Origin of the sequence: Nocardia sp. NPDC047038, from assembly GCF_040644075.1 — a bacterium.
GTDB classification, from domain to species: domain Bacteria; phylum Actinomycetota; class Actinomycetes; order Mycobacteriales; family Mycobacteriaceae; genus Nocardia; species Nocardia sichangensis.
The window spans coordinates 1,339,533-1,352,649 of the sequence record NZ_JBEYVQ010000001.1 but is presented as its reverse complement, the minus strand read 5'-3'; the positions used below and the strand labels follow the sequence as shown (position 1 = coordinate 1,352,649).

Here is a 13,117-nt window from a genome sequence, read left to right as displayed (position 1 = left end):
CGAACACCGGAACGTCGTGCGGGTGGCGATCGGCCCGCTACTACCCTGTTCCCGGTGACCGACTCCGATGACGGCTGGGCCGACGCCCACTGGGACGACCGGCTGCGGCTGTTCTCTTTCGCCACCGCCGAGCGGCGCGCCGATTACCTCCGGGTGCTGCGCGCGTTCGACGGCGCGCGGGCAGCATACGTGGTGCTGCTGCACGCGGACGACGTCGCGGAGTGGATCGACCGCAACGGGAACACGCCGCACACGCCCGATCCGGGCACTGCGAACCAACCGGTCACGAATGCCGGCGTGGATCCGGCGCAAGCGCGCACGCGTCCGTCGGATCCACCCGGGGGCCAGCCGGAAACCGGTGCGCCGGACCGGTCCCCGGAGACACCCGGCCGACCCCCGGCACCACCGCTGACCGCGGCCGAGATCGGCCCGTTGCTCGACCAGTTGCACCAGTGGGGCATGCTGGAGCGCAGTTACGACGGAACCCGCGCCGCGACGCTGGCCGAATATCGTAATCGGCACTACGTTTACCAGTTCTCCCAGGCTGGTTTCCAGGCCTACCAGGCAGTCGCCGGTGTGCTCAGCGCCCGCCTCGACGAAGCTTCGTTGTCGCGCCTGGTGCTGCCGGAACTGCTGGCCGATCTGCACACCCTGGCCGAGGCCAACCGGGCGGGTGACGCCGAACGCGTCTACCGCACGCTGCGCCGTCTCGACATCGCGTTATCCGACCTGGCCGCCCGCGCCGCGCACTTCTACCTAGGGCTCGGCGACCTGGTTCGCACCACCGAGATCACCCCGGAATCGTTTCTCGCGCACAAGGACGCGCTGCTGGCGCACATGCGGGAGTTCAGCCTCGACCTGGCCCGGTTCACCCCGCGGCTGGCGGCCGCGATCGCCGAGATCGAGGAGACCGGCGTCGACGACCTGATCGGCCGGGCGGCGCGCTGCGACGAGCGGGTGCTGCTGAGTGTCGAGGAACGCCGGTCGGATTGGCAGGCCAGGTGGGACGGACTGCGGACCTGGTTCGTCGCGTCCGGCGGTGAACAGACGGGGACGACGGAGGCCGAGCGGTTGCGTGAGGCCACCATGAGCGCGATCGCCGCGGTGCTGTCGCTGCTGCGGCGGGTCACCGAGACGCGGCGCGGCGGGGTCAGCCGGGAGTCGGCGCTGCGGCATCTGGCCGGCTGGTTCACCGCGGCGCCGACCGTGGACAGCGCCCACGCGCTGTTCGACGCGGTGTTCGGGCTGGGCAAGCCGCGGCACCTGGCGATGGAGCACCCGGACGCCGACGTGATTCCGGCGATTCGATCTTGGTGGGACGCACCGCCGTTGGAGATCTCGCGCACGCTCGCCGAGACCGGACGCCCGCCCTCCGCGGGTGCGCCCGCCCGTATCCACCGCAACGACGCGGGTATCCGGCGTCTGCGCGAGGCACAGTTGGACGCGCAGCGGGCCCGCGCGGAGGCCGCCAGGTCGCTGGCTTCCGGCGACGTGCACGAACGAGTGCTGGACGACCGGGAGACCGAGGTGCTGCTGCGGCTGCTGGACGCCGCGTCCACCGCGTGGGTTCCGGTGCGCGGCCGGGTGGCCGGCACCACCGGCTCCGACAGCGGCGTCACCCTGACGGTGTCCGAGCACGACGGTCCGACCGTCGTGCGCACCACCCGGGGACTGCTGCGGTTGAACAACCGGTCACTGAAGATCGAGCAGACCGCCGGAACACGGTCCCGCCCGCGCGGGGAGCACGGCTGATGCACGCACGCACCATCGATGCGCTCGCGCTGGACAACTACCAACGCGCCGCCCGAGTCGTCCTGGCCAACCACCTGGTGACCCGCGCCTATCCGGACCGGATCGCACTGCCGCTGATCCGGCGCTGGGCCACCGAGCTGCGCGAGGACCTCGCCGAATTGTTCGGGTACCGCCTGGAAGTCACCGAGACCACCGCGCGGGTCTTCCCGGTCGTCGACCGCCTGGACTCGGGCAGGCCCGCGCGTACCGCCGCCGAGCGCGTCTTCGACCGCCGCCGCTACGCCTACCTGGCTCTCGCGCTGGCCGCGCTGGGGCGCGCCGGGGACCAGATCACGCTGTCGGAGCTGGCCGATCAGGTCGCCGCCTACGCGAACCGGGTGGAGGGACTGGAACTCGCCACCGACCGGGCCGCCGACCGCGACGCGTTCGTCGACGCGGTGGGCTGGCTGACCGTGCGCGGCGCGCTGGGCCTGGCCGACGGTGACGCGGGCGGCTGGGCCAGCGATCCGGAGGCCGGTGAGGCGCTCTACGACATCGACCGGCCGGTCGTCTTCGCGCTGTTCCGGCCGCCGCGGGCCCTGCAACATCTGCACGGCGTGCGCGGGTTGCTCACCGAAGAGCCCATGGTCGGCGGTGTTTCCGCGCACGCGACGACCACCGCCGAAATCGCCCGCCGGGTACGCAGGGCGCTGGTGGAGCAGCCGGTGGTGTACGCAGAGGATCTCGCACCCGAAGAGCGTCCTGTTCTCGCCCAGGAGCGGATCGTCGCGGAGGTCGAACTGTTCACCGGGCTGCGCGCCGAACGCCGCGCGGAGGGCGTGGCGCTGATCGACACCTCGGGGCGGCTGTCGGACGTCCGCTTTCCGGGGACCGGGACGCTCGCGCAGGTCGCCTTGCTGCTGGCCGGTGAGATCGCCGACCGCGTGCTGGACATCGATCACCCGCTGCCGCGGCGCCACGCCGGCCCGGACACGGATGCGGCACTGGCCGACCAGCTCGATGAAGCCATTCCCGAATCCACGCTGTTCGTGCCGCTCGCGGAGCCGCGTTCGCCGGATCCGTCCGCCCCCGAACCGGATTCGGCGACGGATGCAGCGGAGCAGACAGACCGGTCTGTCGCGACAGGCTATCCGCTGATCGCCCGGGCCTGGCTGTATGAGACGGTGCAGGCGCTGGCCGATCGCTACGGCACGACGTTCGCCGCGCAATGGCAGGCCGACGTTCCTCGCCTCACCACCGAGGTGGTGGCGCTGCTGGAACGGCTGCGGCTGATCCGGATGGTCGAGGACGGACTGCTCGTGCTGCCCGCACTGGCCCGCTACCGTGGCGCGGTCGTCACGGTCCGCACCAAGCGGGCCGCGGAGCTGTTCGTCACCGCGGCCGACACCTACGGGCCCGGCGGCACCGGGACGGAAGGGAACTGACGAATGTCGCTCATTCACGGCGGAGTGCGGTTCACCCCCACCCGCGCCGGGATCGTCAACCTCTGGGACTACCGCGACCAGGAGTTCTGTTTCGCGGACGGCAGATTGGTCCTGCGCGGGCCGAACGGGTCGGGCAAGACCAAAGCGCTGGAGGTGCTGTTCCCCTTCGTTCTGGACGGACGGATCGAGCCGCGCAGGCTGAACCCGTTCGCGGGCGAGGAACGCACGATGAAGTCGAACCTCCTCTACCGTAAGCAGGACTCGGCCTACTCCTATGTCTGGATGGAGTTCGCGCGCGGTCGCTGGGAAGACCCCGAGGCGGTCACCGTCGGCATCGGCATGCGCGCCACCCGTTCCTCGGACAAGGTGACCCGCTGGTATTTCGTCGCCGACGGCCGGGTCGGGATCGACTTCTCCCTGATCGGCCCCGACGATCGGCCGTTCACCCGCAAGCAGCTGGCCGAGCAGATCGGCACCGACTCGATCGTCGACCGGCCGGTGGACTATCGCAACGCGATCGACGCGCGCATGTTCGGCCTCGGGACGCAGCGCTACGACCAGCTGATCAATCTGATCCTCACGCTGCGCCGCCCGCAGCTGGCCAAGAACCTCGACCCGCGCGGTTTGTCGCAGGCGCTCACCGACGGCCTGCGCCCGCTCGACGAGCAACTGATCCTGGACGCCGCTCGCTCGTTCAGCGATATGGAGGAGGTCGGCAGGACCCTGGAGGGTTTGGTGCACGCCGACACGGCGACCAGGGCTTTCGTCGAGGTGTATCGCAAATACCTTGCGGTTCAAGCGAAGACGGATGTCGACCAGGTGCGGGCGCGGCTCGACGCGGTGACCCACGCGAGCACCGCGCTGTTCGCCGCCACCGCGCTGCGCGAGCGCAGGGAGACCGAGCGTGCCACGGCCGAGGCTCGGGCCGAGGACGCCGACCGCGCCTACGAGCAGGCCATCGCCGACCGGGAGAATCTCCAGCGTTCCAGCGCCTACGAGGGCAAACAGCAGCTCGACGACCTGGCCGACGCGGTGCGTCGCCTGGAGACCTCGGCGGGCGTGCACGCCGACAAGGCGCTCAAGTCCCGCCAGACCCTGGACCAGCGGACCCAGGAGGCCGAGCGCGCACGCACCGCGGTGCGCACCGCCGCCGCCGCGCTCGCCCGCGGCGAGGACGATCTGCGTGCCGCCGCCGAGGAGGCGGGGATCGCATGGACGCCGCTGCCGGAGTCGACGCGGGCCGAGCAGCTCACCGCGGCGGTGCGCGGGCACGCCGAGGAGCGCGACGTCGATGTGCGCGCGGTGCGCAAGGCGGTGGGCGCGGTGGACACCGCCGCCGCCGAACGCACCAGGGCCGAGCGACTGGCCGAGCGCGCGCGGGAACTGCGTGATGCCGCCGCGGCGGAGGTCGCGCATGCCGAAGCGACGGTCGCCTTGACCCGTTCCGAGGCCGCGGCCGCGTTGCGGACCTGGTGGGACGAGCACCGCGCGGTCTACACCCCGGTGCGCACCGGCCTGTTGGAAGCGCTGAACTCGGCGCTGGCCGAGGCCGGTTCGGATGCGCCCACCGTGGCCGAGGTGCTGGCCGATCGCACGGAACCCCTGCTCGAGGAGATCCGCACCCGCCGCCAAGAGGCACGCGCCCAGGTGGCCTCGGCCACGGCACACGTCGAGGAGCTGACCGCCGAACTCGAGCGGGTCGCGGCCCGGCGCGACGACGCGCCACCGGTATTCGCGGGCCGCTCCGGCCGGACCGGTGACCGGTCCGGCGCCGCACTGTGGCGGCTGGTCCGCTTCGCCGACGACGTGCCGCCCGAGACCGCCGCGGGCATCGAGGCCGCGCTGCACGCCGCGAATCTGCTGGACGCCTGGGTGTGCCCGGAAGGCGAGCTGCCGCCGGACTACGAATCCGATCAGTTCCTGCTGCCGCTGCCCGCATCGGACCGCCCGGCCGGTCGCACGCTCGCCGACGTGCTCATCGTGGAAGACGATTCGGACACGCTGACGGTGCCGCGGCAGGTCGTGGCCGATGTGCTCGCTTCCATCGCCCTGCACGAGGACGCGGGCGAGCCGAGCGGCGCGGTGACGATCGGAGCGAACGGCGCGTTCCGGCAAGGCGTGCAGATCGGCCGCCACCGCAAGACCGACGCGGAATTCATCGGCGCCACCGCGCGAGCCAGACGCCGCGAGCTCCGCTCGGCCGAGTTGACCGCGGCCGTGGCGGCCGCCGAGGCGGACCGGAGCGCCGCCGGACAGCGGGAGGCCGCCGCCACCGCCGAACTCTCGCGAATCTCCGCCGCCGCCAAGGCGCTTCCGCGTCCGACCGCGGTGACCACGGCGCTGCGCGCGGTGTCCGAGGCCGCGGGCGTGCTGCGGTCGCGTGCGGAGGCCGCCGCCCACGCCGAGCGCGAACTCGACCAGGCGGTCGCGGACGTGTCCGCCGCGGAGAAGAATCTACGCGCCGCCGCCACCGCACACCGCGCACCGCGCACGGCGCGCGAGATCGACGCCCTCGCCGCCGCCATCCGGCACTTCGAGAACACCGGCACGGGATTGTTGCGGTTGCGCGGCGACCACGAGCGGGAACGAGAGCGCGAACGCGAAGCCGACGACCGCTTGACCGAAGCCACCGACCTGGCCGAGGCGTTCGCGGAAGAGGCCGAGGCCGCGCGCACTGGATACCAGGAGCAATTGCGCAAACTCGAGACCCTGCGCGCTGCCCTCGGCGCCGGCGCGGCCGACATCGACCGCGAATTGGAGCAGGCCCGGCAGCGGATCGAGGCGACCAAGGTCGAGCAGAAGGCCGCGCGCAAGGCCGCCAACCAGGCCATCGAGGCGGTCGGCGACGCCGAAGCCGCCTACCGTACCGCGCACGAGTCGCTGGCCACCGCGCTGACCGAGGTGCTGGCGGAGGTGAAAGCCCTCGCGCCGTACGCCCAGCCGGATCTGCTCACGCTGCTCGGCGCTCCCGCCGACGGACGCTGGCCCAGCAGCGACGCCGCGTGGTCGACGCCCGAGCAACTGCTGTACCGGATCGCGACGGCGGGGCCGGAGGCATCACCGCGGGTGCTGCCGGACGAAGTCGCCGCGCTGTTCGACAGCCTCTCGGCGGCCACGGCAGCGGTGCGCGCGAGCGAGGCGACGCGCAAGTCCACCCGCACGGCGGTGACCGGGGCGTTGCAGGAGTTCGACGCGGCGTTGGCCGGCTCGGGCCGCGATTACCGGTTGCAATGGGACGCCGCCGACGGCCTCACCGTCGTCCAGGTGCACGACGAACACGGGGTTTCCGCGCTGGCCGACTTCGCCGCCCGCGTCGACGCCGCCCGGCGGGATCAGGAACTGCTGCTGACCGACGCCGAGCGCCGCATCCTGGAGGATGCCCTGTTGACCGGCCTGGCTCAGCAGATCCACGAACGCACCAGCGACGCGCGCGATCTCATCGCCAGGATGGGCGCGGAGATGAAGCAGCGGCGGATGTCCTCGGGCAACACCATCGGCGTGCACTGGGTGCTGGCCGACAGCCTGTCCGACGCGGCGCGGGCGATGTGCAAGCTGCTCGACCGGGACGCGTCGGCGCTGACGGCGGAGGATCTCGCGGCGATCCGGGCGCACTTCGCCTCCGAGATCAGGGCGGCGCGGGCGGCGCACCCGGAACGCTCCTACCCCGAGATCCTGGCCGCGACCCTGGATTATCGCACCTGGCGGGTGTTCTCGTTCACTTTGATCTCCGCCGACGGCAGCGAGGACAAGCTCACCGTGGCCAGGCACAGCGCGCTGTCCGGCGGCGAGCAGTCGGTGTCGCTGCACCTGCCGCTGTTCGCCGCGGCGCACGTCATGCTCGATTCCGCCGACCCGCAGGCCCCGCGCCTACTGGCCCTGGACGAGGCGTTCGCGGGCGTCGACGACAACGGCCGCAGCGAATTGCTCGGACTGAGTGTGCAATTCGACCTCGATCTGTTCATGACCGGCTACGACCTGTGGATCACCTATCCGCACGTCCCGGCGTGCGCGCACTACGACTTGGCGCACTCGGCGGCCGAGAACACCGTCAGCGCGACACTGCTGGTGTGGGACAGCGGCGACCTGCTCGCCGAACACGACGGAACGGATCTCACCGCCGCGCTCGGCTCCCCCGATCGGCGCAGGCTTCCCACCACGATCGAGGGCGGGCTGGAACTCACGCCGGTGAGCTGATCGCCTCCGGGCCGGGTTGATCGACGGCTCGGTCCGGGAGGTCGCAGCGGGCCGCGTCGGGCAAGGAACGACTACGGTCGGGATCTGCTCATCGACGGCAGTCTGCTCACCGCCGTTCCCGACCCGGCGCGCCGCCGCAGCGGCAGGCAGCGTGCGCGGCTGGTTCCCACGCCGGTCAGCTCGCGTACGGGATGGGGCGATTCGCAGCGCCGCCAATGGTTTTCGAAGTGGCCGTATTCTGCCGAACCGACCCGATCACCGCACGCTGGCGTCGGGGAGCATGGGCGGGCACGGTGTGCCCGGCGCGGTCTGCAACTCGAAATGCCAGTACTCGTTCTCGAACGAGCGGCAGAGCCCCCATCGGTAGCCGTTCGTCTCGAGCCACCGCGCGCCCTGCTGCGGACCGACATCGATGGCGTCTCCGGACACGTGGGTGGACTCCTCCGGCGGCAGGACCCAGCGGCGCGCGTTGTCCGGCCCGTAGGTCGCCACACCGTCCTCCCACAGCGCCTGCTGCTCGGCGGGCGTCCGGTACCCGGACGTGATGGACAGCGGCACCCCCTGCGCGTGCGCCTCGCGTTCGGCCAAGGTGTAGGCCAGCGCCAGCTTGGGATCGAGCCCTTCGGTCCCCGTCGCCGAGCCCACCGACTCGCGCTGCTCGATGGCGACTGCCATGTCGGCCTGCGCCTCCCCCGCCGAAAAACCTACCGCGACCAGCGCCGGAAGCACTGCCACCGATAGTCCCGCCGCCACCCGACTCCGCCCAGCATTCCCGAACACCATGCGCCGATGCTATCGCTTGCGATCACCTATGCCGGATATGCCCCGATCGCAACCCGCTCCCGCGCTACCGGTGCAGGACTCGCGGTGACCGGCGCACGGCAGGAGGCAGGTCGCCGCCGCACCGGAGCCGGCTCGGCAGCACGGGCGGTGCGGAAGCTTCACGCGGATGCGGTGATCGTGTCCTTCGCGAGCTCGCGGTAGTACTCGCTCGAGGCCATCAGTTCGTCATGGGTTCCGATCGCTTCCACACGTCCGCCGTCGAGCACCACGACACTGTCCACATCCCGAATCGTCGAATACCGATGGGCGGCCACGAGAACGGTGCAACGTCCGCGCAGTTCGCGCAACGTCCGCAAGACAGCCGCCTCGCTGATCGGGTCCAGGTTCGACGTCGGTTCGTCCAGCAGAAGCAGGTCGGGCTCGGTCAGCAACGCGCGTGCGATCGCCAAACGCTGCCGCTCGCCGCCCGACAAGGACTGTCCGTGCTCGCCGACCTGCGCGTTCATGCCGCCGTCGAGCCGGGCGAGGACATCCTCGAAACCGGCGAGCTCAACCGCGCGCTCGACCTGCCGCTGGGTGGCGTGCGGATGGGCGTAGGTGAGGTTCTCCCGCACCGAACCGTGCAGGATCGGAGCGCCTTGCTCCACGAAGGCGATGCGACGCCGATAGGGAGGCAGATGGAGGCGAGACACGTCGTGACCATCGAGGAGGATCACGCCACCATCGGGCTCATAGAAACGCTCGATCAGGGACAACACCGTGCTTTTACCACTGCCGGATCGACCGACCAACGCGACTTGTTCGCCACCCGGCACCGTGAAAGACACTTCGTCGAGCGCCCGGCGGGACGACTCATAGGAAAAGGTGAGCGTACGGAGTTCTACCGTGGCCGGTCTGCGCCGCCCATCGTGCACCACTTTCCCGAGACCGGTCAGCGTGGCGGGACCCTCGGTACCGGTGTCGTCTTCGATGGCGACCCGAAGCGCTTCGGCGACGCGCTGGAACGCACCCATCCCTTTCTGTATCGATCCCAGCAGCGAGATGGCGCCGGCGAGCGGTGTGGCCAGAAATGTGGCGTACAGCAAGAACCCGACCAGTTCACCGACTTCCATCCGGTCGCCTGCCACGCGAATACCACCGATCAGCAGCAGAGCGAGAAACGACCCATTGACCGCCGCCGAACTCGCCGGGCGGATGATCGCCTCCATGCGCGCGGCGCGGACACCGCTGTGCAACGCCTCGGCCGCCTTCGCGGTGAGGCGAGCCGCTTCCCGGTCCGCAGCCGAACTGGCGCGCACCGTTCGCAGTGAACTCAGGGCTCGTTCGGTGTCGGCGGCGAGTTCTCCGACACCGGTCTGTGCGCTCTCCGAGGCGGTTCTGATCCCCGCCAGAGCAGCCGCCACCAGCAATCCTGCCGTGGCGATGGTGACCAGGGTCACCACGGTCATGAACGGACTGAGCCAGACCATGGCCGCCAACGCCGTGATCGCCGAGACCACCGATATTCCCAACTGCACCACGCTCGTCACCGCGTGCTCGCGCATCGCCGAGGTATCGGCGCCCAGTCTGGATGTCAGATCCCCGATCCGCATACGGTCCAGTGCCGGCATTCGCACCCGCAGCAAGCGCTCGACGACACGCGCCCGCAGATCGAATACCACTCGTTCGCTGGTGCGCGATACGAGAAAGTCGCCGCAGGTCTCGAACAGCGCCTGTGCGACGAACACCACGATGAGCGATGCCACGAGCCCGGCTATCGCGTGCCGACCGGCTACCGCGTCGATGATCCGCATGGTCACCCAAGGCTGCACGAGGCCCGCGCCGGTACCCGCCAGCAGCAGCACGGCACCGGCACCGACTTCCCTTGCGTGCCGCCGCAGTAGAGCGACCAGATCGCGGTACCGGACTCGGTCTTCGCGCCGCAATTCCGACACTTCACCCCCCTGTGTCCGACCGATGAAGCAGATATCGATCTACTGCCATAGTCGTACGGTTCAGAGTAGGCGGACAAGGTCATTCCGGCTTCGAACGGTGCGTGGGCGGACAAATCGTCCGCTTCCGCCTCGGCGTGTTGTGAGACACAAGATCGACTTCAGCCGGGGCATCCAACTGGCGCACTACTCCACATGCAGCGCACTGCACGTGTGGACAACAGTCAGCGAATTCCACAGAAAACTCCACAACTTGGGATAATGCCCATCTGCTATGTCCGTTATGCGACCAATTGTCCTCTTGCGGCAAACATTTCGCCCATCCTGGAACGAGTGATGTCCACAATCTGTGGATGTGTTGTGGATCACTACGGCAGTCAACCTGCTACCAATCGCGAATTGGCCGCCGATAAGCGACTTTTGGGTGATTTGTGCCCTGTCGCGGACAACCGGAGGGATGAGATCGAGCCTCCGCGAGAAACTTTCGCGAGGCGATGTGTCCCTTTCGGCCGGTATGTCAGGCATACCCGGACCAAGGCATCAGTACGGACATATTCCGCGAATCCCCGCGATCCGGGCGCGACGAACCATTTCGAGCCGTAGACACACCGCGGGCGGCCGTGGCTCGCGCCGCCAGCCGCCCGTGAATCGGGTGAATCATCCACAGATGTCGGGAATTTCACATTCCCTCCCCAGTCATGTGAAGATCGGCCGCATCAGACGATACGGACCGGTCACACTCCCGGCGGGCCGCCCAGCGCGCTCGGACGCGACGGCGGCGCGGTCATCCGCGCACCTGCCCGGCGAATCGACTCCGCCGCTTCCCTGTTGCGCGCGATCCGCTCCAGGATCTCGCCGCCGTGCGCGCGGGCATACGCGAGCGCCAGCCTGATCTTGCTCGCGTGCAGGTCCGATTTGGCGCTGAGCACGGCGATCCGGCGTTCCAGCGGTCCGTCCAATTCGCGCAGGCGCGCAACGACTTCCCAAACCTCCGGACCGGCCGTCAGCGCGGCGCGCCGGTCGTGCAGCGGGCCGCGGAAGACGATTCCGGGGTGGTCGAGTTGGTCGACGCCTTCGTGGATCAGCCGATCGAGCAGTGTGGTACAGCTGGTTCCCTCACGGGCAGCGCGATCGGCCAACCGGGAGGCGGCCGACTCGGTGATACACAACGCCGTCGGTACTGGCCTGGACGTGCTCATAGCTCTCCTCGACCTGCATCGGTGCGGAAATCGACGAAGTTCTTCGCTAAGCGTGCCCGCTGCGACCGCACCACCGCCCCGGTGATCGGGGTGACATCGTCGTGTCCGGGCCTGCCGAGGCAGGCCCGGAGCACGACTCAGACGCGCTCTTTGGAGCGGGTACGCACGCGCAGCGCGATCGGCTTCTGCGTTTCGGCGAAGAAGTCGTTGCCCTTGTCGTCGACGACGATGAACGCCGGGAAGTCCTCGACCTCGATCTTCCAGACGGCTTCCATGCCCAGTTCGGGGTATTCGAGCACCTCGACCGACTTGATGCAGTCCAGCGCCAGCCGCGCCGCGGGCCCGCCGATCGAACCGAGATAGAAGCCGCCGTGTTCCTTGCACGCCTTGGTGACCTGCGCGGAACGGTTGCCCTTGGCGAGCATGACGAACGAGCCGCCCGCCGCCTGGAACTGGTCGACGTAGGAGTCCATCCGGCCCGCGGTGGTCGGGCCGAACGAGCCGGACGCGTAACCCTCCGGCGTCTTGGCCGGGCCCGCGTAGTAGACGGCCATGTCGCGCAGATAGTCCGGCATCGGCTCGCCCGCGTCGAGCCGCTCCTTGATCTTGGCGTGCGCGATGTCCCGGGCGACGACCAGCGGACCGGTCAGCGAAAGCCTGGTCTTCACCGGATATTTGGACAATTCGGCACGGATCTCGTCCATCGGCCGGTTCAGGTCCACGCGCACCACGTCGCCACCGAGGATCGCGTCGGTCTGCTCGGGCAGGTACTGCGCGGGCTCGCGCTCGAGCTGCTCCAGGAACACACCCTCGGCGGTGATCTTGGCCAGCGCCTGCCGGTCGGCCGAGCAGGACACCGCGATGGCGACCGGGCAGCTGGCGCCGTGCCGGGGCAGCCGCACGACCCGCACGTCGTGGCAGAAGTACTTGCCGCCGAACTGGGCGCCGATACCGAAGGACTGGGTCAGCTTGAAGACCTCTTCCTCCAGTTCCAGATCACGGAAGGCGTGCGCCGACAGCGAGCCCTCGGTGGGCAGGTTGTCGAGGTAGTGCGCGGAGGCGTATTTCGCCGTCTTCAAAGCGAACTCGGCGCTGGTGCCGCCGATCACGACAGCGAGGTGGTACGGCGGGCAAGCCGCGGTGCCGAGCGAGCGGATCTTCTCGTCGAGGAACTCCAGCATCCGCGCGGGGTTCAGGACGGCTTTGGTCTCTTGGTACAGGAACGACTTGTTCGCCGACCCGCCGCCCTTGGCCATGAACAGGAACTTGTAGGCGGGGTTCGCCGGATCGCCCGCGGTGGAGTACAGCTCGATCTGCGCAGGCAGGTTCGAACCGGTGTTCTTCTCCTCCCACATGGTGATCGGCGCCAGCTGCGAGTACCGCAGATTCAACTTGGTGTAGGCGTCGAACACGCCCCTGCTGATCCATTCCGCGTCGTCGGCGCCGGTCAGCACGCCCTCGGACTTCTTGCCCATCACGATCGCGGTGCCGGTGTCCTGGCACATCGGCAGGACGCCGCCCGCGGAGATGTTGACGTTCTTGAGCAGATCCAGCGCGACGAAGCGGTCGTTGCCGCTGGACTCGGGGTCGTCGATGATCTTGCGCAACTGGCCCAGATGCGCCGGACGCAGGAAGTGACTGATGTCGTGCATCGCCGTTTCGGTGAGCAGCCGCAGCGCCTCCGGGGCGACCTGCAAGAAGGTGCGCCCGTTGTGCTCGAACGTGCTGACGCCCTCCGTCGTGAGCAACCGGTAGGGGGTATCGTCCGCGCCGATGGGCAGCAGGTCTGAATAACGGAACTCCGGCGCGGTCACCAGTCGCACTCCTTCGAACG

At 69.5% G+C, this 13,117-nt stretch carries 7 protein-coding genes; 3 read left to right on the top strand and 4 right to left on the bottom strand.

Features of this window, described 5'->3' with window-relative positions; translation table 11 throughout:
• Positions 1 to 54 precede the first annotated feature (54 nt).
• The 3 genes from ABZ824_RS06500 to ABZ824_RS06490 are packed head-to-tail and all read left to right on the top strand — an operon-like array spanning position 55 to position 7,370.
• Positions 55 to 1,752 carry a TIGR02677 family protein gene (locus ABZ824_RS06500; RefSeq protein WP_356962024.1) on the top strand — a complete coding sequence of 566 codons (1,698 nt, stop codon included), beginning with the start codon at positions 55 to 57 and terminating at the stop codon, positions 1,750 to 1,752.
• Positions 1,752 to 3,176 carry a TIGR02678 family protein gene (locus ABZ824_RS06495; protein ID WP_356962022.1) on the top strand — a complete coding sequence of 475 codons (1,425 nt, stop codon included), beginning with the start codon at positions 1,752 to 1,754 and terminating at the stop codon, positions 3,174 to 3,176. The genes ABZ824_RS06500 and ABZ824_RS06495 overlap by 1 nt, the downstream gene beginning before the upstream one ends.
• A 3-nt stretch (positions 3,177 to 3,179) precedes the next feature.
• On the top strand, positions 3,180 to 7,370 hold the full coding sequence (locus ABZ824_RS06490; protein WP_356962021.1) for a TIGR02680 family protein: 4,191 nt from the start codon (positions 3,180 to 3,182) through the stop codon (positions 7,368 to 7,370).
• Positions 7,371 to 7,625: 255 nt separating this feature from the next.
• Here the strand turns inward: ABZ824_RS06490 and ABZ824_RS06485 are convergent, their stop codons facing one another.
• The 4 genes from ABZ824_RS06485 to ABZ824_RS06470 all read right to left on the bottom strand — a co-directional run bounded on the left by ABZ824_RS06485 (position 7,626) and on the right by ABZ824_RS06470 (position 13,097).
• Positions 7,626 to 8,045 carry a M15 family metallopeptidase gene (locus tag ABZ824_RS06485; RefSeq protein WP_355077684.1) on the bottom strand — a complete coding sequence of 140 codons (420 nt, stop codon included), beginning with the start codon at positions 8,043 to 8,045 and terminating at the stop codon, positions 7,626 to 7,628.
• A 266-nt stretch (positions 8,046 to 8,311) separates the two neighbouring features.
• Positions 8,312 to 10,087: an ABC transporter ATP-binding protein gene (locus ABZ824_RS06480; protein ID WP_356962019.1), complete on the bottom strand. Its 1,776-nt coding sequence runs from the start codon at positions 10,085 to 10,087 to the stop codon at positions 8,312 to 8,314.
• A 731-nt stretch (positions 10,088 to 10,818) separates the two neighbouring features.
• Complete coding sequence (locus ABZ824_RS06475; protein ID WP_356962017.1) at positions 10,819 to 11,283, bottom strand: hypothetical protein; 465 nt, start codon at positions 11,281 to 11,283, stop codon at positions 10,819 to 10,821.
• Positions 11,284 to 11,420: 137 nt separating this feature from the next.
• Entirely contained in the window at positions 11,421 to 13,097 is a 1,677-nt protein-coding gene (locus tag ABZ824_RS06470) for a fumarate hydratase (RefSeq protein ID WP_356962016.1), read from the bottom strand.
• Between the last annotated feature and the right edge of the window lie 20 nt (positions 13,098 to 13,117).

Excerpts from the sequence above, each read along its gene's own strand:
- ABZ824_RS06495 (WP_356962022.1), top strand. The coding sequence starts at position 1,752 with ATGCACGCACGCACCATCGATGCGCTCGCGCTGGACAACTACCAACGC.
- ABZ824_RS06490 (WP_356962021.1), top strand. The coding sequence starts at position 3,180 with ATGTCGCTCATTCACGGCGGAGTGCGGTTCACCCCCACCCGCGCCGGG.
- ABZ824_RS06485 (WP_355077684.1), bottom strand. The coding sequence starts at position 8,045 with ATGGCAGTCGCCATCGAGCAGCGCGAGTCGGTGGGCTCGGCGACGGGG.
- ABZ824_RS06475 (WP_356962017.1), bottom strand. The coding sequence starts at position 11,283 with ATGAGCACGTCCAGGCCAGTACCGACGGCGTTGTGTATCACCGAGTCG.